At 19.4% G+C, this 24787-nt stretch carries 20 protein-coding genes and 1 other RNA gene; 7 read left to right on the forward strand and 14 right to left on the reverse strand.

Annotated features, from left to right (window positions below; genetic code table 11):
• Nucleotides 1-13: 13 nt before the first annotated feature.
• The 11 genes from nuoH to parC all read right to left on the reverse strand — a co-directional run bounded on the left by nuoH (nucleotide 14) and on the right by parC (nucleotide 15711).
• Nucleotides 14-985: an NADH-quinone oxidoreductase subunit NuoH gene (nuoH, locus tag GJT93_RS01860; protein ID WP_168821906.1), complete on the reverse strand. Its 972-nt coding sequence runs from the start codon at nucleotides 983-985 to the stop codon at nucleotides 14-16.
• Nucleotides 982-3708, reverse strand: coding sequence for an NADH-quinone oxidoreductase subunit NuoG (gene nuoG, locus GJT93_RS01865; protein ID WP_168821907.1), 2727 nt, complete (start codon nucleotides 3706-3708; stop codon nucleotides 982-984). Before nuoG ends, nuoH begins: the two co-directional genes overlap by 4 nt.
• 84 nt (nucleotides 3709-3792) lie before the next feature.
• The gene (gene nuoF, locus GJT93_RS01870; RefSeq protein WP_168821908.1) at nucleotides 3793-5073 is read right to left on the reverse strand and encodes an NADH-quinone oxidoreductase subunit NuoF; all 1281 of its coding nucleotides are present in this window, start codon (nucleotides 5071-5073) and stop codon (nucleotides 3793-3795) included.
• Nucleotides 5021-5566, reverse strand: a complete 546-nt coding sequence (nuoE, locus tag GJT93_RS01875; RefSeq protein WP_168821909.1) for an NADH-quinone oxidoreductase subunit NuoE — start codon at nucleotides 5564-5566, stop codon at nucleotides 5021-5023. The genes nuoF and nuoE overlap by 53 nt, the downstream gene beginning before the upstream one ends.
• Before the next feature lie 9 nt (nucleotides 5567-5575).
• Nucleotides 5576-7399: an NADH-quinone oxidoreductase subunit C/D gene (nuoC, locus tag GJT93_RS01880; RefSeq protein ID WP_168821910.1), complete on the reverse strand. Its 1824-nt coding sequence runs from the start codon at nucleotides 7397-7399 to the stop codon at nucleotides 5576-5578.
• A gap of 19 nt (nucleotides 7400-7418) precedes the next feature.
• Entirely contained in the window at nucleotides 7419-8081 is a 663-nt protein-coding gene (locus tag GJT93_RS01885) for a NuoB/complex I 20 kDa subunit family protein (protein ID WP_168821911.1), read from the reverse strand.
• A 23-nt stretch (nucleotides 8082-8104) separates the two neighbouring features.
• Nucleotides 8105-8491, reverse strand: coding sequence for an NADH-quinone oxidoreductase subunit A (gene ndhC / locus GJT93_RS01890; RefSeq protein WP_168821912.1), 387 nt, complete (start codon nucleotides 8489-8491; stop codon nucleotides 8105-8107).
• 30 nt (nucleotides 8492-8521) lie between these two features.
• The gene (gene thrC, locus GJT93_RS01895) at nucleotides 8522-9829 is read right to left on the reverse strand and encodes a threonine synthase (protein ID WP_168821913.1); all 1308 of its coding nucleotides are present in this window, start codon (nucleotides 9827-9829) and stop codon (nucleotides 8522-8524) included.
• Nucleotides 9826-10767, reverse strand: coding sequence for a homoserine kinase (gene thrB / locus GJT93_RS01900; RefSeq protein WP_168821914.1), 942 nt, complete (start codon nucleotides 10765-10767; stop codon nucleotides 9826-9828). Before thrB ends, thrC begins: the two co-directional genes overlap by 4 nt.
• 18 nt (nucleotides 10768-10785) lie before the next feature.
• A complete protein-coding gene (gene thrA, locus GJT93_RS01905; protein ID WP_168821915.1) occupies nucleotides 10786-13242 on the reverse strand; it encodes a bifunctional aspartate kinase/homoserine dehydrogenase I in 2457 nt (818 codons plus the stop codon).
• 216 nt (nucleotides 13243-13458) lie between these two features.
• Nucleotides 13459-15711 (reverse strand): DNA topoisomerase IV subunit A, encoded by a 2253-nt coding sequence (parC, locus tag GJT93_RS01910; RefSeq protein WP_168821916.1) that lies wholly within the window; start codon nucleotides 15709-15711, stop codon nucleotides 13459-13461.
• Between the two features lie 192 nt (nucleotides 15712-15903).
• On the opposite strand from parC, the gene GJT93_RS01915 reads away from it, so the two are divergent.
• Together GJT93_RS01915 and tyrA are read left to right on the forward strand one after the other, a co-directional pair.
• Nucleotides 15904-16962: a 3-deoxy-7-phosphoheptulonate synthase gene (locus GJT93_RS01915; RefSeq protein ID WP_168821917.1), complete on the forward strand. Its 1059-nt coding sequence runs from the start codon at nucleotides 15904-15906 to the stop codon at nucleotides 16960-16962.
• Nucleotides 16963-16991: 29 nt separating this feature from the next.
• Nucleotides 16992-18053, forward strand: coding sequence for a bifunctional chorismate mutase/prephenate dehydrogenase (tyrA, locus tag GJT93_RS01920; RefSeq protein ID WP_168821918.1), 1062 nt, complete (start codon nucleotides 16992-16994; stop codon nucleotides 18051-18053).
• A gap of 104 nt (nucleotides 18054-18157) precedes the next feature.
• Here tyrA and bamD read toward each other — a convergent pair whose 3' ends face one another.
• Nucleotides 18158-18817, reverse strand: coding sequence for an outer membrane protein assembly factor BamD (gene bamD / locus GJT93_RS01925; RefSeq protein ID WP_168821919.1), 660 nt, complete (start codon nucleotides 18815-18817; stop codon nucleotides 18158-18160).
• A 107-nt stretch (nucleotides 18818-18924) separates the two neighbouring features.
• On the opposite strand from bamD, the gene GJT93_RS01930 reads away from it, so the two are divergent.
• The 5 genes from GJT93_RS01930 (at nucleotide 18925) to GJT93_RS01950 (ending at nucleotide 23606) form a co-directional block, all read left to right on the forward strand.
• Nucleotides 18925-19104 (forward strand): S4 domain-containing protein, encoded by a 180-nt coding sequence (locus GJT93_RS01930; protein ID WP_168821920.1) that lies wholly within the window; start codon nucleotides 18925-18927, stop codon nucleotides 19102-19104.
• Nucleotides 19105-19112: 8 nt separating this feature from the next.
• Nucleotides 19113-19877 (forward strand): RluA family pseudouridine synthase, encoded by a 765-nt coding sequence (locus tag GJT93_RS01935; RefSeq protein WP_343034343.1) that lies wholly within the window; start codon nucleotides 19113-19115, stop codon nucleotides 19875-19877.
• A gap of 134 nt (nucleotides 19878-20011) precedes the next feature.
• Nucleotides 20012-20692 (forward strand): DsbA family protein, encoded by a 681-nt coding sequence (locus GJT93_RS01940; RefSeq protein ID WP_168821921.1) that lies wholly within the window; start codon nucleotides 20012-20014, stop codon nucleotides 20690-20692.
• Nucleotides 20693-20729: 37 nt separating this feature from the next.
• Nucleotides 20730-21584 (forward strand): 5'-3' exonuclease, encoded by an 855-nt coding sequence (locus tag GJT93_RS01945; RefSeq protein WP_168821922.1) that lies wholly within the window; start codon nucleotides 20730-20732, stop codon nucleotides 21582-21584.
• Nucleotides 21585-21794: 210 nt separating this feature from the next.
• Complete coding sequence (locus tag GJT93_RS01950; protein WP_168821923.1) at nucleotides 21795-23606, forward strand: GTP-binding protein; 1812 nt, start codon at nucleotides 21795-21797, stop codon at nucleotides 23604-23606.
• Between the two features lie 8 nt (nucleotides 23607-23614).
• Here the strand turns inward: GJT93_RS01950 and ssrA are convergent.
• Together ssrA and smpB are read right to left on the reverse strand one after the other, a co-directional pair.
• Nucleotides 23615-23969: a transfer-messenger RNA gene (ssrA, locus tag GJT93_RS01955) on the reverse strand.
• Complete coding sequence (smpB, locus tag GJT93_RS01960) at nucleotides 23969-24427, reverse strand: SsrA-binding protein SmpB (RefSeq protein ID WP_168821924.1); 459 nt, start codon at nucleotides 24425-24427, stop codon at nucleotides 23969-23971. Before smpB ends, ssrA begins: the two co-directional genes overlap by 1 nt.
• Nucleotides 24428-24787: the final 360 nt, after the last annotated feature.

Consider the following 24787-nt stretch of genomic DNA (forward strand, 5'->3'; position numbering starts at 1 on the left):
CTTTTTTTTAAAGTTATTTAAATTTTATTAAACAAGCAGTAATTATAAGATTAATTAATACTAATGGTAAACATACAAACCATCCAAAATATATTACTTTATCATAACGAGGTCTAGGTAATGATGCTCTTATTAAAAAAAATAATATTATAAATATAATAGTTTTAATTAAAAACCATATTATTGGTTGAAAAAATGGACCTAACCAACCTCCAAAAAATAAAATAACAATTAAAGAAGATAATACTATTATATTAATATATTCTCCTATAAAAAAAAGACCAAATTTCATTCCAGAATATTCAATATGATAACCATCAATTAACTCCTGTTCTGTTTCAGGTTGATCAAAAGGATGTCTATGACATAATGCTATAGTAGAAATTAAAAATGGTATAAAACTAAAAAATTGAGAAATAATATTCCAACCATGATTATATTGATAATAAATAATATCTAAAAAATTAAATGATCCTGTTTGACAAATAATACCCATTAATGATAATCCTAAGAAAATTTCATAACTAATAATTTGTGCAATACCTCTTATTACTCCTAATAAAGCATATTTATTATTACTTGATAATCCTGCAAATAATATAGAATATATAGAAATACTAGCCATCATAAAAAAAAAAAGTATACCGATATTTAAATTTGATATTATTATATTTGGAGTTATAGGTAATGTAGCAAATACAGATAATAATGTATTAAATGCTAAAATAGGTGCTAAATTAAATAATAATTTATTTGAAAAATGTGGAGTCCAATCTTCTTTAAACATAATTTTTATCATATCAGCTAATACTTGAAAACAACCAAATAATCCTACTCTATTTGGACCATATCGATTTTGAAATAAAGCAAGAATACGTCTTTCTAAAAAACTTAAGAAAGCACTACTTATTAATAATATTAATAAGATTAATATTATTTTACATAAAAAAAAGAATTTTATAGAATAAAAATAAGATAATATCATTTTAATACCTTTATTTTTTCAATAATTTTTCCAAAAAAAGATAATGGAATATTTTTTGTTCCTAATGGAAGACTAATTAATCCTCGATTTAAAAAATCTGAAATATATGTTTTTAATATAAAAATGTTATTTAAACAATATAATTTTATTAAATTATTATTTATAATTCCTAATTCTGTAGCATCATTTTTATTTAAAATTACATAATAATTATTAAAATATTTTTTTATTAAATTAGATTTTTGTATTAAACTATGATTTTGAAATAAATGTTGATGTGCAATAATAGATAATTTATTATTATTTATTATATATTTATCATATATTATTTTGATATCTATGTTATTTTTATTTTTATTTAAAATTTTAAATCCTGAACAACCATATTTAAATGAAATACCAATTTGTTTTTGAAATTTATGTAATGATTGGGAAGAATTCCATCCAGGAGACCATAAAAATGGTATATGTTTATAATTAACATGTGAACCATAATTTCCTTCCATAGAAAAATTAAATATAGTATCTTTATCTTGAGGTTGTTGAGGTTCATGTATATGAACATTAGATAAAATCGATGTTCTTCCACTATATCTTATTGGAGATCTAGCAAATTTTCTATTATAAACTTTATAATTCGAATTAGGAGCTGATAAATGAATACCATCTAGTATGGGAATATATTTTTCACATTTTTTGATAATTTCATCTAAAGTAATATCTTTTTTTAAATTTTTTAATTTTGAATATATTTCATATATCCATTTCCAACTTGCTTTTCTAGCATTATATTTATTATAAAAAAAAGGATCATAAACTTGAAAAAATCTTTGTGCTCTACCTTCATTATTAATAACAGTACCACTATTTTCCATAAAATTTGCTGTCGGTAAAATTATACTAGCTTTTTTCATAGTTCTAGTTAAAATATGATCTAATACAATTATATTAGGAATATTTTTTAAAAAATAATTAATTTTATTTTTATCTTCATAAAAATATAAATCATTTTCCATTATAAAAACAGTATCTATATTAAAATTACTATGACTAATATTTTTTTTTTTAAATAAACTATTTAAAGATTTTCCTTTAATTAAACTTATTCCCATACTATTCACTTTATTTAATACATAAAATAATCCTACATCCTTTTTATTTTTATATAATGATTGTGCTATTTTATAAGATGCTGAAATTAATGATAAAGAATTAGAACCAGTTCCTGAAATAATCAAAGGTTTCGAAGAATTTAATAATATTTTAGAAACTTTTATAATTTTTTTTTTTAAAACTTTATCATTTATAATATAATTATTATTATTTAAATAATCTGCTAATATAAAACCAAATTTAGATTGATTAAAATTTGATGTATAATAATTGAATATAGAAATATCATCTAACAATGTTTTGTCATTACTAGTGATTAATAAAGGATTTAATTTTTTATTTTTTATATTTAAAATTGCATCAGCATTCCAATATGGAATATTAAAATCATTATTTTTAATATTAAAATTTTTTTTTATAGCTTGTCTAACTGCTAAAGCAGCTCTAGGATTTGTATTACTTAAATCTTCTCCTAGTATTAAAATACTATCATAATTTTCAATTTCAGATAATGTAGGAAAATATATTTTTGTATTTTTTATTATATCAATAATATAATTAATTTGTTTTTTTTCATTTTTTAAAATACCTAAATAAAAATTTTTTTTTCCCACTAATTTTTTTAAAATAAAATTACTTTCTATACTTGCTCTAGGTGAGCCAATACCAATAATATTTTTAGAATTTAATATGATATGAATAATTTTTTTTATAATTTCTTTATGATTTGAAATTATTTTCTTGTTTTTTTTATAGTATATAATTTTAATAGGATTATTTTTTAAATAAGTATATTCATAACCAAAATAACCTTTATCACACAAAAAATAATGATTTATTTTTTCATGGAATCTATTTTGTATACTAGATAATTTCCCATAACGTTCTCCAATAAAAATATTACATCCTAATGAACAATTTTGACAAATACTTGGAGCATATTGTAAATCCCATTTTCTAGCATAATTTTGATTATAAATTTTATCCGTGAAAACTCCAGTAGGACATAATTCAATTAAATTTCCAGAAAATGGATTTTTTAATTTTCCGTTTGAATATCTACCAAAATAAATAATATTTTTAGATCCGAAAACATTAAAATCTTGACCATCTGCATAATCTTTATAAAATCTTACACAACGATAACATGTAATACAACGATTCATTGTATGAGAAATAAAAGGACCTAAATATTGATTTTTATATTGTCTTTTAGGAAAATTATATCTTCTATTATGATGTCCAGTCATAACAGTCATATCTTGTAAATGACAACTACCACCTTCATCACAAATAGGACAATCATGTGGATGATTTAACATTAATAACTCAATATTTTTTTTACGGAAATTAATTAGATCATTATCATAAATAATAATTTTTGTATTATGAATAGGAGAAGACATACATGACATAATTATATGATTTTTATTTTGATCTGAATCATTTAATTGCTTAATTGCACATTGACGACATGAACCTATACTTCCTAAAATAGGATGCCAACAAAAATATGGTATATCAAAACCTAAAGATAAACATATTTTTAATAAATTATCTTTTTCATTAACTTTATATACTTGCCCTTCTATATTAATATTAATCATCATATATATTCCTAAATACTATTTAGTAATAGTAAAATATTTTTATTTATAATATATAAGTTAAAAAATTTTTATATAAAAATTTTTTTAGCTAATAATTCCATCTTTAAATTCATCTAGAAAATATTTTAACGCACTATTTAAGGGTTCCATTGCACCAGGTGCATGAGCACAAAAAGAACCCCCATTAATTAATTGATTGCTTATATCTTTAAGAAGATAAATATCCTTAATAGATCCTTTTTTTTTTTCTAAATTATTTAATATTTTAACAATCCAGGGTAATCCTTCTCTACAGGGAGTGCAAAAACCACAAGATTCTCTAGCAAAAAATATTTCTAAATTTTTTATTATAGATATAATACTTATACTTGTATCAACTGCAATAGATATACCAGTTCCTAATCTACTCCCTGCTTTACTAATATTTATAAAATCCATTGGTAAGTCTAAATGATCTTTTGTTAAGAAACCTGTTCCTGCTCCACCTGGTTGCCAAGCTTTGAAAAAAAATCCTTTTTTCATACCACCTGCATATTTTTCAAAAATTAAACGTGCAGGAATACCAAGTGGTAACTCCCATAATCCAGGATTTTTTACATTTCCTGAAAAACCTAACATTTTTGTACCACTATCATATAGACTTTGAGATATATTACGATACCATTTTGGACCATATTTTATGATATAAGGTATATTAACAATAGTTTCAACATTATTAATACATGTAGGTTTACCCCACAATCCAACTATTGCAGGATATGGAGGTTTAAAACGTGGGTTAGGACGTTTTCCTTCTATAGAATTAATTAAAGCTGTTTCTTCTCCACATATATATCTTCCAGCTCCTATATGGAGATATAAATCAAAATTAAAATTACTATTTAATATATTTTTACCTAAAAATTTAGATTGATATAATTCTTTTATAGCTATATTTAAAATTTTTGCACAATTTATATATTCTCCTCTTAAAAAAATATATCCTTTATTAGCTTGTATTGCAAAAGCACTTATTATAATTCCTTCTATTAGTTGATGTGGGATATGTTCTATTAAAAAACGATCTTTATATGTTCCTGGTTCCATTTCATCAGCATTACATAAAAAATATCTAATTTCATTATTACTTTTTTTTGGAGGAATTAAACTCCATTTTAATCCAGTATAAAACCCCCCCCCTCCTCTTCCTCTTAACTTAGACTTTTTTACAGTATTAATTATATCTTGTGGTGTATTTTTTATTAAAATATTTTTTAAAGTTGTATAACCATCTTTTTTTATATATTTTTTTAAAAACAATGTTTTATTTTTTTTAATTCGCCATGTTAAAGGATGTGTTTCTGGATTGGGTTTTTTTATTTTCATGAATATAATTATCCAATATTTGATCTATATCATTAATAGATAATGAAGTATAAATTTTTTCGTTTATCATTATAACAGGACTATTTTCACAGTGTCCTAAACAACATATAGGTATTAAAGTAAATAATTTATCAGAAGTAGTTTCTCCTGATTTAATTTTTAGTTTTTTTTCAATATGTTTTAAAATAATTTTATATTTTGTTATATAACAAACAATACTGTCACAATACTTAATAACATATTTACCTACTGGTGATCGAAAAATTTGACTATAAAATGTTGCTATACTATCAATTTCTGATGGATTAATTTTTAAAAAATTAGAAATATTAGTAATAATATTATCAGATATCCATCCGTATTTTTTTTGAAAAAATATTAATATTTCAAGAATAGCTGCTTGATTACATTCATAATTATTTATTATATTATTAATAATTAAATAATCTTTTTTTTTTAAATATAAATTTTTATTATGATTTTTATTTTTCATGATATTATTTTAACGGTCTACATCAGACATAACAAAATCAATACTTCCTAAATAAGCAATTAAATCAGATATTAAACTACCACAAATAACAGATGGTATTTGTTGTAAATGAGGAAAACTAGGTGTTCTTATTCTAGTACGATAACTATTTATATTACCATCACTAATTAAATAATAACTATTAACTCCTTTAGTAGCTTCAATCATTTGAAACGATTCATTTGCAGGTATTAAAGGTCCCCATGAAACTTGTATGAAATGATTAATTAAACTTTCTATATTATATAATACTTTTGTTCTAATAGGAGGAGTTGTTAAAGGATGATTAACCTTATATGCTCCTTCAGGCATATAATTTAAACATTGTTTTATAATATTTAAACTTTGCCAAATTTCTTCTAATTTTAATAATATTCGAGAATAACAATCACTAATATTACTAGTAGGAATATCAAAATCAAAATTTTCATATCCTGAATAAGGACGCCATTTTCTAATATCAAAATTTAATCCAGTAGCTCGTAATCCTGTACCAGTTACTCCCCAAGATATTGCTTCTTCTTTAGAATAAACAGCTATATTTTTAGTTCTTGATATTAAAATACTATTTTGTAAAGCTACTTTTTGATATATAAGTAATCTTTTAGGTAACCAAATAAGTAATTTTTTAATTAAAATATTCCATCCTTTAGGTAAATCTTGAGCTAACCCTCCTATTCTAAACCAGGCAGGATGCATTCTTGCACCAGTAATAGCTTCAATTATATCATATATTTTTTGTCTATCTGTAAAAGCTAAAAATACAGGAGTCATTGCTCCTATATCTTGTATAAAAGTTGATATACATAATAAATGACTATTAATACGAAATAATTCAGATAACATTATTCTAATTACTTTTATTCTATCTGTAACAATAATATTGGCTAATTTTTCTATTGCTAGAATATAAGGCATTTCATTTATACATCCTCCTAAATATTCAATTCTATCTGTATAAGGTATATACGTATGCCATGTTTGTCTTTCAGCTATTTTTTCAGCTCCTCTATGATGATAACCAATTTCTGGTATACATTGTATAATTTCTTCTCCTAATAATTGTAAAATAATTCTAAAAGCACCATGTACGGAAGGATGATTAGGTCCTAAATTAAGATACATGTAGTCATTACAATTATTATTTTTAGATATATTAAAATCTTTTGGAAAAAATTTTGTTGCTTTAATATCTTGTTTATATTTTTCTTTTGTTAAAATATAAGAAGGTAAATCAGTAGCTCTAGAAGGAAAATCTTTTCGTAATGGGTAGCCATTATTCCAATTTTTAGGTAATAAAATATGTGATAAACCAGGATGATTAATAAAATTTATTCCAAACATTTCCCATATTTCTCTTTCATACCAATTAGCATTTTTAAAAATTTCTGTAATACTATTAATATATAATTTATTTTTTTTAAGAGGAATTTTTATAATAATATCTGAATTTCTATTAATAGAAATTAAATGATAAAATAAAGAAAAATCCATTTTTTTCATTAAATAAAATTTATTTAAATGTAATCTTTCATCAATACCATGCATATCATATAACATGTTATATGGATTAATAATTATTTTTGTAAAAAAATTTATAAATTTTATTAAATCACTAGATTTTATCCAAATAACTAATGGCATTTTTATATTAAAACTATTTTGTATAATAAAATCTTTAAAAGAAAAATGATTATTTAATTCATCTATTACAGGTTCTATTTTCTTTTTAGAAAAAGATTTATTATGTTTATCTCCTATTTGATCAACTTTTTTATTAAAAATATTATTCATAAATAGATATCCATAAATATTATATATTTTTTGGTGATTTAAATTTAATATTTTTACTATAAAAATTTTTATTAGGTGATTTCATTTTAGCCTTATAAATACCTTGTTCTCCTATTACCCATGATAATGGTCGTCTTTCATAATTAATTAATTTTTGTAGTAATAATAAAGCTTGTATATATGATTCTGGTCTAGGAGGACATCCAGGAATATAAATGTCTACAGGTAAAAAAGTATCTACTCCCTGAACTACAGAATATATATCATACATTCCCCCAGAATTTGCACAAGATCCCATAGAAATTACCCATTTTGGTTCTAACATTTGATCATATAATCTTTGTATGATAGGAGCCATTTTTAAAAAACATGTACCTGCTACTACCATAAAATCAGCTTGTCTTGGAGATGCACGTAAAACTTCTGAACCAAAACGTGAAATATCATTAATTGATGTAAATGATGTTGTCATTTCTACGTAACAACATGATAATCCAAAATTATAAGGCCATAATGAATTTTTTCTTCCCCAATTAATAATTTTATGAGTAATTTTTTTTAAATTACCTAAAAAAATATTTTTATTAACTTGTTCATTTAATGGATCATGACTAATGTATTTTTCCTCTTTAAGAGGATATTTTTTTTTATTATTTTTATATTTACTAAATATATATTTCATATTATGTATTTATTATTTAAATATTATTGAATATTTTTACGTTTCCAATTTAATATATTGGTTTTTAATATATAAAATAAAGTAATTAAAATAGTAACAATAAATAAAATTCCTTCAATAAAACCTTCTAATTCTATTTTCTTTATAGAAAGTGACCATAAATATAAATATAAAGATTCAATATCAAAAATAATAAAAAATATTGCTATTAAATAAAAATTAATATGTATTTTAATTTGTGAATTTTTATAAGACATTACACCTGATTCAAATGGTATTTGTTTATCTAAATTAGATGAACGTTCTCCTAAAAATAATGAAATTAATATCATTATACAACTAATACAAATAGCAAATATTTGAAATAAAACAAAATATTTATGGTCATTCATTATTGTATTTATTAACATGATTATATTCTTTATATAAAAACATATAGTTTAATTTACATAATTTTGCATTAAAAATTTTTTTAAAACTAAAAAATTATTCGGTAATTTATAAGATAAATTTGTTTTTTCTATACAATTAATTAAAATTTCAGGTAATAATATTTTTTTATGCAAAGTATTATTAATATAATTTTGAAATTTTGCTGGATGAGCTGTTCCAAGAAATATATTAAAAGTATCTTTTTCTAAAATATATTTTTGTAATACATTAAAACTTACAGCTGTATGTGGTTCTAAAATATATTGATATTGATTGAACATATTTATTGTTGTTTGCATGGTTTCTAAATCTGTTACAGATTTATATTTTAATAAATTTAAATTCCAATTATTTATTTTAAAAATTTCTTGAATTCTAGACCAATTATTCGGAATACTTACATCCATTGCATTAGATAATGTATGTATAGTTTTTTTAGGTTCCCAAATTCCTGTTTTTAAATATCTAGGAATTGTATCATTAATATTAGTTGCTATTATAAATTTATTTATTGGTAAACCCATAATTTTTGCTATTAAACCAGCAGTTAAATTACCAAAATTTCCACTAGGAACTGATATATTTATTTTTTTTTTTCTTTGACTTATAGGTATTTGATTAAATGCTTCAAAATAATAACATATTTGTGCAATTAATCTACTAATATTTATTGAATTAGCTGAATTTAAATTTAAGTTTGTTCGTAATTCTATATCTTCAAAAGATTTTTTAATAAGTTTTTGACAATCATCAAAATTACCTTTAATAGCAATAGTTTTTATATTATTACCTAATGTACAAAATAATTTTTCTTGTAAAAGAGAAATTTTTTTATATGGATATAATATTACTACTTCAATATCTTTAATATTATAAAATGCATGAGCAACAGCTGCACCTGTATCTCCAGAAGTAGCAGTTAAAATAACAATTTTCTTTTTTTGTTTTTGATTAAAAAATTTTAGCATTTGTACCATAAAACGTACACCAAAATCTTTAAAAGCTAAAGTAGGACCATGAAACAATTCTAAACAAGCAATATTATTATCAATAACTTTTAATATTAAAGGAAAATTAAATGCTTGTTGTATTTTTTTTCGTAAGATATCTGATCTTATTTCATTTTCTAAAAAATATGAAAGAATATAATGACTTCTATCTATAAAATTTAAATTTAATATATTTTGAACTGTTTTATTATTTAATTTAGGTAGATATTCTGGAAAGAATAAACCTTTATTAATACCTAATCCTTGTTTTAAAACTTGACTAAAAGTTTTTTTTTCTCTTTTATCATGAATATTATAGAATTTCATTTGTTCTCCATAATTTTTGTACCTATGTTATTTATTTTACATATATGAACAAAACCTGTTTTATTTTTTAAATAATTCTTTTTTAACCAATTAACCATATTATATGCAATATTTAAATTATTAAAAATACTAAATATCGTAGGTCCTGATCCTGAAATACCATAACTTAAAGCACCTAATTTTTTTGCTGTATAAGAAATTTTATCAAAATTTTGTATTAATAATTTTCTATATGGTTCAGCTATAAAATCTTTCATCAATTTTGCTGCTAAAAATTCATTTTTAGTGTATATAGCATTAATAAATCCAGCTAAATATTGGTTTTGTTTAATTAAAATTTCTTTTTTATATAATTTTGGTAAAACTTTTCTAGAATTAAATGTAGATAATTTTATACCAGGATATGCAATTACCCAAAACCAATTTTTAAAAATTGGTAAATCTTGAATAATTACATTATTTTTATTGATAATTAATATTAATTTCATACCTCCTAATAAACATGGTACTATATTATCATAGTGTATTTTACCAGATAAAAATCCTTCTAATTCACCCATTAGCTTTATTAAAGCTAAATCATTTAATGGATTATCAAAAAATAAATTTATTGCTTTTAAACAAGCAACAATAGAGCATGCGCTAGATCCTAATCCTGAAGCTACAGGGATATTTTTTTCTAAAATTATTTTAACAGGAATTCTTTTACCAATATTATCACAAAATTTTATCCAACAATTAAAAATAATATTTTCATATTTATTTTTTGGTAAATCATTGTAAAATAATCCTGTATTTATTAATTGAAATTTTTTAGAATTAGAAATAGTTATAAAATCTCCTAAAATTCCTCCATCTATTCTAGATAATGATACTCCTAATGTATCAAAACCTACATTGATATTGCCAATCGAGGCAGGAGAATAAACTTTTATCATAAATAATTCCTTATTTTTTTATTTCAAAATATGCAATAAATCAGTTAATACCCCCGCTGCAGTAACATTATTACCAGCACCATATCCTCTAAGTACTAAAGGATAAGGTTGATAATAATTAGTATAAAAAGCAAAAGAATTTTCTCCATTTTTAATATTAAAAAACGGATGATTATTATTAATTTTAATAATTTCTACTTTACATATACCTTTATCACTTATGCTTCCTATATAACGTAAAACTTGATGATTTTTTTTTGCATTTTGAATTTTTTCCATATATATTTGATCTATTTCTGATAAAGAGTAAAAAAATTCTTTAATAGAATTATTTTTATTTAATTTACTAGGTATAACAGATTCAATAATAATATCTTTTAATTCTATTTGAAAACCAATTTCTCTAGCTAATATAAGTAATTTTCTAGCTACATCAATACCAGTAAGATCTATACGGGGATCTGGTTCTGTAAAACCCATTTCTTGGGCCATTATTATGGATTTAGATAAAATCATTCCTTCTTCTAATTTACCAAAAATAAATGATAATGATCCAGATAAAATTCCAATAAATTTTTTAATTTGATCACCTGTTTTTAATAAATTTTTTAAAGTATTAATAACTGGTAAACCAGCACCAACATTTGTTTCATATAAAAATTTTAAATTTAATTTACTTGATATTAAACGTATATCATTATAGTATTTTATACTGGAAGAATTTGCTTTTTTATTGACAGCAATTATATTTAAACCAGAGTTTAAAAAATTAATATATTGATCTGCAATTTCTTGAGAGGAAGTACAATCAATGATAACTGGATTAATTAATTTATGTTTTTTAATATTTTGTAATAAATATTTTATTTGATTATTTTTTGAAATATTATATTTGATTTTTTTTTGCCAATTTTTTATATTAATTCCATTAAAATCTATTAATGAATACTTTGTATTTAAAATAGTATAAATCTTTAAAAAAATATTTTTTTTTTTAAAAAAATCTATGTTATTATTAATTTGTTGTAACAAGGTACTTCCAATACCTCCAGTACCTATAATAAAAATTTCTAATATTTTACTTTTATGAAATAAAATTTCATGTGCTATTTTTATAATCCGATTTGTATTATATTTATCTATAGCAACAGTAATATAATTTTGAAATATATTTTGTGATATACCAATAATATTTGTTTTTGTTATTTTAAATATTTGTAAAAAATTAGAAATTATATTTTTAGAATAATTAATATTATTAAAAATTAAAGTAATCAATGATAAATTTTTAATAATTTTTATTGGTTTAATATAATTGAATTTAAATTCTAAATAAAATTTTTCTTCTAATATAGATTTTAGATTATCTATATTTTTATCCATTAAAAATAAATTAATATTACAATCTTCAGATGATTGAGTAATAAAATTAATAGGTATTTTAGATTGAAATATAATAAATAATATTCTTGATATTATATTTTTCATATATTTATTCTGATTACCAAAAATATTTAACATTGACATATTTTTTAATTCAGTAATACCTTTGATTTTTGGTAATAAATGTTGATTTATATTAAAATGATTAATTAAAGTTCCATTATTTTTAATATCCATGATATTTTTTATAACACAAGGAATATTTTGTTTTAACATAGGTAATAATGTTTTATAATGAATTACTTTAGCTCCAAAATATGATAAATTTATTGCTTCTTGATAACTAATAAATTTTAATAATTGTGTATTAGATATAATATTAGGATCTGCAGTATAAATACCATTAACGTCTGTCCAAATTTCACAACAATTAGCTTTTAAACAAACAGATAATATTGCAGCAGAATAATCTGAACCATTTCTACCTAATAGAACAGTCTCTTTATTTTTATTAACAGCAGAAAATCCAGGCATTAAGATTAAATTAATATTAGATAAATTAATTTTTTTAATATTTTGATAAGTTTTATTAATATCCACAGTAGATTCTAAATAATTACCATAAGCTAATAAATATTTTTTTGGATAAATAATATATATTTTATACTTTTTTATTATTAATAAAGATTCTAATAAAATAATAGAAAAATTTTCTCCTTGTGATAAAATTTTTGCCTTAATTATATCTGGACAATAATTAATATATTTAATACCATTTAACAAATTTTTTATTTTTGATAAAATTTTATTTATTTTACCATTTAAAATGGTCATATTTATATCATTATTTTTTTTTTTTAAATTATTAACTAAATCTATAAAAAAATTTTTTATGTATATAAAATCTTTTTTATAATTTTTTTTTTCTAAAATTTTATTAATCATTAATTCTAAATTATTTGTAATATTTGCAGGAGCAGATAAGACAACAGCTATTTTTTCTTTTTTCAAATAATTTTTAACTATATTTGATACTAATAAAAATTTTTCTGCATTCTGTAATGAAGTACCGCCAAATTTTAATACTTTCATATTATTAAACCTACATAAAATTTTAAAATATAAAAATATGAATAATTATATATTTTTAATTTTTATAAAATAAATATATATTAATATAATCATTATTAAAATTAAAATATTTAATTTATTTATTTTATATAAATAATTATTTATAATGAATTTATTTTTAAAATAAATAATGTTTTTTAAATATTTAAATAATTAAAAATTTGTTAAAATAAAATTTTAAATTTTATTTTTAATAAAAATATCTTTAATATTTTTTATATTTTTATAAAAAAAACCTTTTTTACCTTTTAAAGAATAAAATTTTTTTATTTCTTTATAATTTAAAATAAATTGTTCTGTATTAGTTTTTATGTAAATTAAAGAATTTTTATTAATTAAAAATATCCATTTTAATTTATCTTTATTTTTAATAAAATCTTGTTTATTAATGAAAATTAATCTACTACCCTTTCCTCTAGATAATCTAGGAATTTCATTTATTGAAAATAATAAAAATCTATTTAATAAAGATACGGTTAATATTTTATCATTATTATCTTTGATAATTAAAGGGGATAATATTTCTGTATTTTTAGATAAAATAATAGATAATTTTCCATTTCTATTACAAGCAATTAAATCATTAAATTTACATATAAAACCATAACCTGAACTAGCAGATAAAAGAATTTCTTTATTATTAGATTCTATTAATAAATTTTTTATTGTAGATCCTTCAGAAATATTTAATTTAGCATTTAAAAGTTCTCCTTGACTTCTTGCTGCTGGTAAAGAAACGATATCAATACTATAACTACGTCCAGTAGAATCTAAAATCACCATAGTCTGATTTTTCTTTCCTTTTATAGAAAGTAAAAATGAATCCCCGGATTTATAATGTAGATTTAAAGGATCTATAGTATGTCCTTTAGCACATCTAATCCATCCCATTTTTGATAAAATAATAGTAATAGGTTCACTTGAAATTAATTCTGATTCATTTAATAATTTCGCTTCTTTCCTTTTTTTAAAAATTGAACGACGTTGATCACTATAATTTTTAGAAATTAATAATATTTCTTGTTTTAGTAAAGTATTAATTTTTTTCTCTGAAGATAATATTTTTATAATATTTTTATGTTCTATATCCAATTTTTTTTTTTGATTTCTTAAATTATTTTCTTCTATTAACGAAATAGAACGTAGTTTAAAATTTAATAAAGTTTCTATTTGAAGATTAGTTAAATGAAATTTTTTTTTAAAAATAGATTTAGGATCTAAATTTAATCTAATAATTTGAATAAATTTTTCTAAATTTGAATATACAATTAATAATCCTTCTATAATATGTAATTTTTGAACTATTTTTTTTAAATTAAAATTTAAACGTTTCTTAATTATTATTTTTCTAAAAAAAATCCATTCTGATAATATTTCAATTAAATTTTTTACAGATGGTTTATTATTTAAACCAATCATATTTAAATTAATACGATAACTTTTTTCTAAATCTGTAATAGAAAATAAATGTAACATAATTTTTTCAATTTTTAAATAACTAAAATTATTACGAATAGTAATTACTATTCTTGTTGGATTTTCATAATCAGATTCATCTCTAATATCTTCAATCATTGGTAATTTTTTATTTCTCATTTGTGTAGTAATTTGTTCAATAATACGTATTCCTGAAATTTGATATGGTAATGATGTAATAATTACTGAATTATCTTTAATTTCCCATATTGCTCTTAATTTTATTGAACCCTTACCTTTTTTATATATTTTATATATTTCATCTTTTGCTGTTATAATTTCACTTCCTGTTGGAAAATCTGGACCTTGTATTATATTTAAAATATCATTTAATTTAATATTAGGATAATCAATAATTTTAATTAATGCATTCGATATTTCCCCAATATTATGAGGAGGAATATCTGTAGCCATTCCTACTGCAATACCTGTTGATCCATTTAAGATAATATTAGGTAAACATGCAGGTAATATTTTAGGTTCTAATAATGTTCCATCAAAATTAGGAATAAAATCTACTGTACCTTGTTCTATTTCATTTAATAAAATATTAGAATATTTTGATAATCGAGATTCTGTATATCTCATTGCAGCAAATGATTTTGGATCATCTTGTGCCCCCCAATTACCCTGCCCTTCTATTAAGGGGTATCTATAAGAAAAATTTTGTGCCATTAAAACCATTGCTTCATAACATGCTATATCTCCATGTGGATGATATTTTCCTATTACGTCACCAATAGTTCTAGCAGATTTTTTATATTTAGATGAAGATTTTAATCCTAATTCAGACATAGCATATATAATTCTTCTTTGAACTGGTTTTAATCCATCTCCTATATGTGGTAATGCCCTATCAGAAATTACATAAATAGAATAATTTAAATAAGCATTTTCTGCAAATTTGTCTAATTGTATAGATTCTATAGTATTTTTTTTAAATAATTTATTCATTGAATATTTCCTAATAAAATTTTTATATAAAAAATATTATAATTATAAATATTATTTATAATATTTTAGTTATAAAAAAATTATTACTATTTTAAATTTATATCTTAAAATTAAATGTTCAATTTTATTGAATCTTATAGAATAAATATGTTATTTTTATGCAATAAAAATTTAATATGTGGATATTTTATTATGCAAAAAAATAATTTTGATAATAAAAATCATTTAATTACTCCTAAAGAATTAAAAAATAAATTATCAATATCTCAAGATATTAAAAATAATATAATAATGTCACGTAAAATTATATCAAATATTATTAAGGGTAAAGATTCTAGAATTTTAATTATTTGTGGACCATGTTCAATACATAATATTAAAGAAGCCATAGAATATGGAAATTTATTAAAAAATTTATCTTTAAAAGTAAAAAATTTATATATTGTTATGAGAGTATATTTTGAAAAACCTAGAACAATTTTAGGATGGAAGGGATTAATTAATGATCCATATATGAACAATACCTTTAATATAAATAAAGGATTATATTTAGCACGAAAATTATTAATAAAATTAGCTATTAAAAATATTTTATTAGCAACTGAAATATTAGATCTTAATACATATCAATATATTGATGATTTATTAAGTTGGGTTGCTATTGGAGCGCGTACAGTAGAATCTCAAATTCATAGAGAAGTATCTTCTCTAATAGATATTCCAGTAGGTTTTAAAAATAATACAAGTGGTGATATTAATTCAGCAATTAATGCAATTCAAGCATCAGCTATAAAACATCATTTTATAAGTTCTGATGAAAATGGAAAGTTATATATAGCACATTCTAAAGGAAATAAAAATTGTCATATTATTTTAAGAGGTGGTAAAAAACCTAATTATCATAAAAATGATATTATTAAATGTGAAAAAAATTTATTGAATGTCAAGTTAAAATCTAAAATTATGATAGATTGTAATCATGGAAATTCTAATAAAGATTATAAAAAACAAGTTTCAATAATGAAATCTATAATTTCTCAAATTAAAGAAGGTAATAAATCTATTATGGGTATAATGATAGAAAGTTATATTTATCAAGGAAATCAGATTTTAGATATGAAAAATAATGATAAATTAAAATATGGAATTTCAATTACGGATGGATGTTTAGATTTTTTATCTACAAAAAAAATTTTGTTAGAAATAGATAATGAATTAAATTTAATATTTAAAAAATATTTTTTTAAATAAAATATTTTTAATATAAATATAAAAATAATATGATTAATCAAATAAATTTATTACGTAACCAAATAGATATTTTAGATAAAGAACTATTAAATATTTTAAAAAAAAGAATAGATTTAGTTAAAAAAATTGGATTAATAAAATATAAAAATGGATTACCTATATACATTCCAGAAAGAGAAAAAAATATAATTACATTAAGAAAAAAAGAAGCAATAAAAAAAGGAATATCTCCTGATTTTATAGAAGATATATTATATCGTATAATTAATGAATCATATGTTCATGAAAAAACTAAAATTTTTAAAAATATAAAACCAGATTTTCCTAAAATACTTATTATTAGTAATAATAAAATAGGTAATTTTTTTAAAAAAATGTTAATATTAACAGGCTATAGTATTCATTATATTAAAGAAAAAAATTTAAATATAAATAATGATATAAATCATATTTTTAATAATATAGGAATGGTTATTATTAATGTATCAATATATTGTTTAAAAAAAATTGTTAAAAAATTATTAATTTTACCTAAAAATTGTATTATCATTGATTTATCTCCTATGAAAAAAATATCATTTAATATGATTTTAAAAATATATAAAGGACCTGTTTTAGGTTTATATCCATTATTTAATATAAAAAAAAATTTCTTTTTAAAAGAATCTATAATGTATCTTCATGGAAGAAATAAAACCATATATTCTTGGTTTTTAAAACAAATAAAAGTTTGGGGGATAAGTATATATAATATTAATATCATAAAACATGATCAATATATATTTTTTATAGAATCTTTAAAATATTTTTTGGTATTTACATATATTAATTTATTTACTATAAATAAAATTTCATTAAACGAAATATCTATTCTATCAAAATCTATAAATGATTTACATTTATTTATTTTTAATAATTTTTTTATTGATAATAAAGAATTATATAGAAATATTTTATTACAATTTAAAAATAATAAAAAAAATATTAAAAAATATTTAAATTTTATAAATCATTTATTTTTTTTAATTAAAAATAATAAACTAGATAAAATAAAAAATATATTTACCAAAATAAAAAATGAATTTAAATAAGTATAAATAATTTATTAATTAAAAAAAATAAATTTATTTAGAAAAAACATAAAGAACTTATTTTTTAAAATAATAAGTTCTTTATGTTAATTATTATAAAAAATTTATTTTAATTTATTTAAGGAATTATTTAAAATTTTTTTTATTAAATTATTATCATATGGATAATCTTTTAAAAAGATTAAACATCTATTAATTGTTGATAAATATTTTTTTTGTTGATAATAATATCTAATAATATTTAATTCAAAAATTTTCATACGTTTTATCATATAAATTAATTTTTTTTTTAAAAAAATATTATAAATACTATTTGGATATTTTTTAAAAAAAAATTTTGTATCATTAATAGCTAATTTAGTATAAAACGGATTACAATAATTTCTATTAGTTTTGAATAAATTTTGTATTGTATTATTAGTATCTAAAGATAATTCTGCAAGAATTTTAATATAAAAAATATAACTTGTAAAATTAGAAGAATCGTATAATAGTAAAAATTCATCAATTAATTCTAAAACCACTAAAAAATTATGTTCTAAATAATTTATATAAATTAAAAAAACTAAAACTTTTTCAGTGTATATATTATATGGATATTTTAAATATAAATCTTCAAATTTTAATAAAGCTTTATCATATTTTTTATCAGATAATAGTTGTATAGCTTTTATATACTCTGTTTTTAAAAAAATATTGAAATATTTTTCTTCGTATGTATTATATTTACAATTTAATGTAGTTAATAATATAAATATGAACATATTAATTAATAATATTTTTTTACAGATATAATTTTTCATTTTTTTTATATATTATAGTATAAATATTATATACTTAATATAATATATAATTTATATTTCTTAAATAAATGAAAAATATTAATTTAGTTTTAAAAGTTGATTGTTTATATAATAAACAAAGATTAGATGTTTTTCTTACTAAAAAAATTTTACAATTCTCTAGAACAGAAATAAAAAATTTTATACTGTGCAATAAAGTTATAATAAATAATAATATTATTAATATTCCTAAAAAAAAGTTTTTATAGGAGATATTATTAAAATTAATACTGTTTTTTGTAAAAAAAAAATTGTATGGCAAGCACAAAATATAATTTTAAATATTATTTATGAAGATAAACATATTTTAGTTATTAATAAAAATTCTAATATTATTGTACATCCTGGTACTAAAAATACAAAAAATACTTTATTTAATGCAATATTATATTATTATCCATACGCAAGAAATATTCCTAGAGCAGGAATTATACATAGATTAGATAAAGATACCACAGGATTAATGATAATAGCTAAAAATATAAATTCTTATTTTTTTTTAAAACAAGAACTTAAAAATCATAATATAATTAGAAATTATGAAGCTATTGTTAATGGAATTATTAAAAATAATAAAATCATTAATTTACCAATAAAACGTATTTATAAAAAAAATAATATTTATATGAATGTACATCCATTAGGAAAACCTTCTATGACAAAAATTTTTGTAAAAAATATTTTTAAAAATTATACTCATTTAAAAATTCAATTAACAACAGGTCGTACTCATCAAATTAGAGTACATTTATCTCATATTAAACATAGTATAATTGGTGATAAAATTTATAAAAATCATAATATTTTTAATAAAACAAAAATTTATGAAAATAAAATTAAAAAAATAATTAATAGACAAGCTCTACACGCATATCATATAAAATTTATACATCCATTTTATAAAACTTATATAAAATTAAATACAGTATTACCAGATGATATAAATAATTTGATTTTTTTTTTAAAAAATGTTATTTTTTAATATAAAACTTTTAATATTAATATTAAAAGTTTTAATATAAAATTAATAAATTTTTTCAAAATAGTTTAACTTTAACTATTTAATAGATATAGATAGTCATCATATTAATCTTTTTAATTAAAAGTGATAAAACTATGATAAATATAAAAAAAAAAAGTATATTATTTTTTAGTATGTTATTTTTATTATTAGTTACATCTAATAATTGTTTTGCATATAGAAATCCACCAAAAGAACCATTTTATGAAGTTTTAACAAAAGAAGATCAATTATTATATAATAAAGAATTTAATAATAAACCAGTTATAGTAGAATTTTTTTCATTTTTATGTCCTCATTGTTATGAATTTTACAAAAATATTAATAAAAAAATCTTTATAAATAAAATACCTAAAAATACTAAAATTATAAAAATTCATTATAGTAAAATTGGACAAGAAAATGGATTTGCTACTTTATTAGGTTATGCTTGGGTTGTTGCTAAAATATTAAATGTAGAAAATAAAGTTATAGGTCCTATTTTTGACGGTATTCATAATACTAATACAATACATGATTATAAATCCATAAAAAAACTTTTTGTAAAAGTTACAGGTATAACTGAAAATGCATTTGATGCTGCATGGGATAGTAATATTGCAAAAATATTATTTGAAAAAGATTATGATTTAGTTGAAAAATTAGATATAAATTTAGTCCCAAATATTTTTATTAATAATAAATATATAATTAATTTATCTTCATTATATGCTGTTTATAAAGATCATTTTTATTCACATTATATAAATTTAATATTAAAACTTTTAAAAAAATAAAAAAGATAATATTTAGTATTAAAAATAATAAATATATATGAAAAAAAAAATAATTTTAATAGATGGAACATTTTATTTATATCGTGCGTATTATGCTTTACCTAATTTGACTAATAGTCATGGATATCCTACTGGAGCAATTTATGGTTTTATTAATATGTTTAATAAAATTATAAAAATGAATGTTAATAGTTATTTTTTAATTATTTTTGATACTAAGGGAAAATCTTTTAGACAAAAAATTTTTAATGAATATAAATTAAATAGAAAAAAAATGCCTCACAATTTAATTATACAAACTAAACCATTGTATAAAATTATACAGGCTATGGGATATAATGTTATATATATAAAAAATATAGAAGCTGATGATATAATTGGTACTTTATCAGTATATGCAGAGAAAAAAAATTATTTTGTTTTTATTTTTAGTATAGATAAAGATATAGCTCAATTAGTTACAAAAAATACTAAAATAATAAATCCAATTAACTATTCTATTTCTGGACCAAAAGAAATATATCTTAAATATGGAGTATACCCAAAATTTATTAGCGATTTATTAGCGTTAAGTGGGGATTCTATAGATAATATTCCTGGAGTTCCAGGAATAGGAAAAAAAATCGGTCAAAAATTAATTAATAAATTAGGAAATTTAAAAAATATTTATAATAATATAAATTATATAAATAATTTTAATTTTAGAGGAGGGATAAATATTAAAAAAAAATTAATACAATATCAAAAATTAGTGTTTTTATATCATAAATTAACAAAAATTAAAACTAATATTATTCTTAATAAAGAATATTTAACATTTAAAATTAAACCTAAAATAAAATATTTAAAATATTTATTTAGATTATATGAATTTAATAAAATTAATAACTGAATTTACATTATATACTGTATATAATATTTTTTTAAAAAAATATAATATTTTATTACATTTAATATATATATCAATAAAAAATATTCATAATAAATTTTCTTTATTATTAAAATATAATTATAACTACCGAATAAAATTTTATAATTATATTAGTAATAATATATAAAAAAATTAAGTTAATTTTTGAAATTACTATTATATTAGGATTTTATGAAAAAAACACGTAATATAGCTATTGTAGCACATATAGATCATGGAAAAACAACATTAATAGATCAATTATTAAAAGAATCTGATAATTTTAAAAATATTAAAAATTTATTAAAAAATAAAAATAATAATAGATTAATGGATTCTAATGAATTAGAAAAAGAAAAAGGTATAACAATTTTTTCAAAAAATACATCTGTATTTTGGAAAGGTTATAAAATTAATATTATTGATACTCCAGGACATGCAGATTTTAGTACGGAAGTAGAACGTGTTTTATCTATGGTAGATTCTGTATTATTGTTAGTAGATGCTATTGAAGGACCCATGCCTCAAACAAGATTTGTTACATCAAAAGCTTTTCTATATAAATTTAAACCTATTGTTATAGTAAATAAAGTAGATAGAAAATTTCTAAGAACAAAATGGGTTATTAATAAAATATTTGATTTATTTATAGATTTAAATGCTTCAGATGATCAAATTAATTTCCCAATAATATATACTTCAGCTTTAAAAGGCATGTCAGGATATGATATAAATAAAATGCATAATAATATGAATATTATATATAAAACTATTATTGATTATGTTCCATATCCTAAATGTCAAATTAAAAAACCATTTCAAATGCAAATATCTCAAATAGAATTTAATAATTATATTGGTAATATTTGTATTGGATTAATAAAAAGAGGAAATGTTGTTATTAATCAAACTTTAATATTTAAAGATAAAAATAATAAAATAAATAAAATTAAAGTTTTATATATAATATTTAATATAGGATTAAAAAATATTTATACTGATAATGCTAAAGCTGGTGATATTGTAGGTATTGCAGGAATAGGATTTGAAAAAATTAATATTTTTGATACAATTTGTGCAATAAATTATTATAAATCTCTTCCAAAATTAAATATAGAAAAACCAAAAATTAGTATGTTATTTCAAGTTAATAATTCTCCATTTGCAGGATTAGAAGGAAAAAATTTAACGTCTAATAAAATTTTTAATAAAATTAATAAAGTTTGTTTATATGATGTAGCTCTAAAAATAGAACATACAAAAAATAGTAATATTTTTATAGTTTCTGGAAAAGGAGAATTACATCTAGCTATGTTAATAGAAAATATGAGAAAAGAGGGATTTGAATTATTAATATCAAAACCACAAATCATATCTAGAATAATCAACGGAAAAAAAACAGAACCATTTGAAATATTAATTTTAGATTTTATACAAAATAAAAAAGGCCAAATAATTCAACTATTAAATAAAAAAAAAGCTATAATAAATAATATTATTTTAAAAAATAATAATAAAATTGAAATTGAAGCTTTAATTTCAAGTAAAGGATTAATTGGTTTTCATAATGAATTTATAAATATAACATCAGGTAATGGTATAATGAATTCTTTCTTTAGTCATTATGATATAAATAAATTTGATATAATAGAGAAAAGAAATAATGGTGTATTAATTTCAAATAAAGAAGGTTATGCTGTTGCATTTGCATTATATAATTTACAATCAAAAGGAAAATTACTAATTTCTCCAGGAGAAAAAATTTATAAAGGACAAATAATAGGAATTAATAATAAATCAAATAATCTTATCGTTAATTGTTTAATTAGTAAAAAATTAACTAATATAAGATCATCAGGTAGGGATAAACATATCAGTTTAGTTCCTATAAAAAAAATGTCTGTTGAAACAGCAATAGATTTTATTCAAAAGGATGAATTAATAGAAATTACACCTAAATCCATCCGTATTAGAAAGAAAAATTTAACAAAATTTTTTACTTAATTAAATTATAATGGAGCTGGGGGGATTCGAACCCCCGTCCAAAATTATTACACTCTTAGCAACTACATGTTTAGTTTTATCTAAAATTTTAATAATATAAACTGATAAAACAAAGTTTACTATTATCTAGTCTTATTACTTTAATATATAATTTTAGACAAATTATATACGATCTCTTTTATTTATGACTGTTTACTTTTTATTAAAGAGAAAATAATAAGAAACAGAACTTTAAACAGTTTTTTATGCTGCTAAAGCGTAGCTTTGATTTTCTGCAATTATCTTTAACGGTTTTTTTACAAGGCCTACCGTACCTTGACATGCTCTTTAAGTTTTATAATTTTGTCAAATCCAATCAGCCCCTAAATATTTTTTTTTAATAAACGTATTTTTTTAATATTCCATATTTTCTTTTTTAAAAGATTTCTTTTATCATATTTTTTTTTACCTTTAACAACTGCAATGTTTGCTTTACACAACGATTTTTTCCAAAACAAACCAATAACAACAATTGTAAAACCTTGAGAATTTATATAATTTTGTAACAAATTTATCTCTTTTTTTTTTAACAACAATTGTTTAATTCTCTTTGAATTAAAATTAATATGACTACATACCGTTTTTAACGGATTGATATCAAAATTATATAAATAAATTTTTTTATTTATAATAGTTATATAACTATTTATAATAGTTCCTTTATTAAATCTTAAAGATTTTACTTCCCATCCTTTTAAAATTAGTCCAGCATCAAATCTTTCTTTGATAAAGAAATTATTATATACTTTTTTATTAAAAATAAAAAATTTTTTTTCTATCATAAAAATTTTATTATTTAAATATCTAATATTATATATTATATTTTTATAATATACAATATATAAAAATAATTTAAAAAAAATAAATATATTAAAAAAATTTTTTTTATATAAAAAAATTATTATTTTTTACAAATAAATTTTACAAATAAAAAAATAATTAAATAAGGATAAAAAATGAAAAATAATATAAGAACAGATAACGAAAACAATACAATTAATCAAAAAGAAACAGATAACGAAAACAATACAATTGATCAAAAAGAAACAGATAACGAAAACAATACAATTGATCAAAAAGAAACAGATAACGAAAACAATACAATTGATCAAAAAGAAACAGATAACGAAAACAATACAATT

This window comes from Enterobacteriaceae endosymbiont of Donacia provostii (assembly GCF_012570145.1).
GTDB lineage: Bacteria > Pseudomonadota > Gammaproteobacteria > Enterobacterales > Enterobacteriaceae.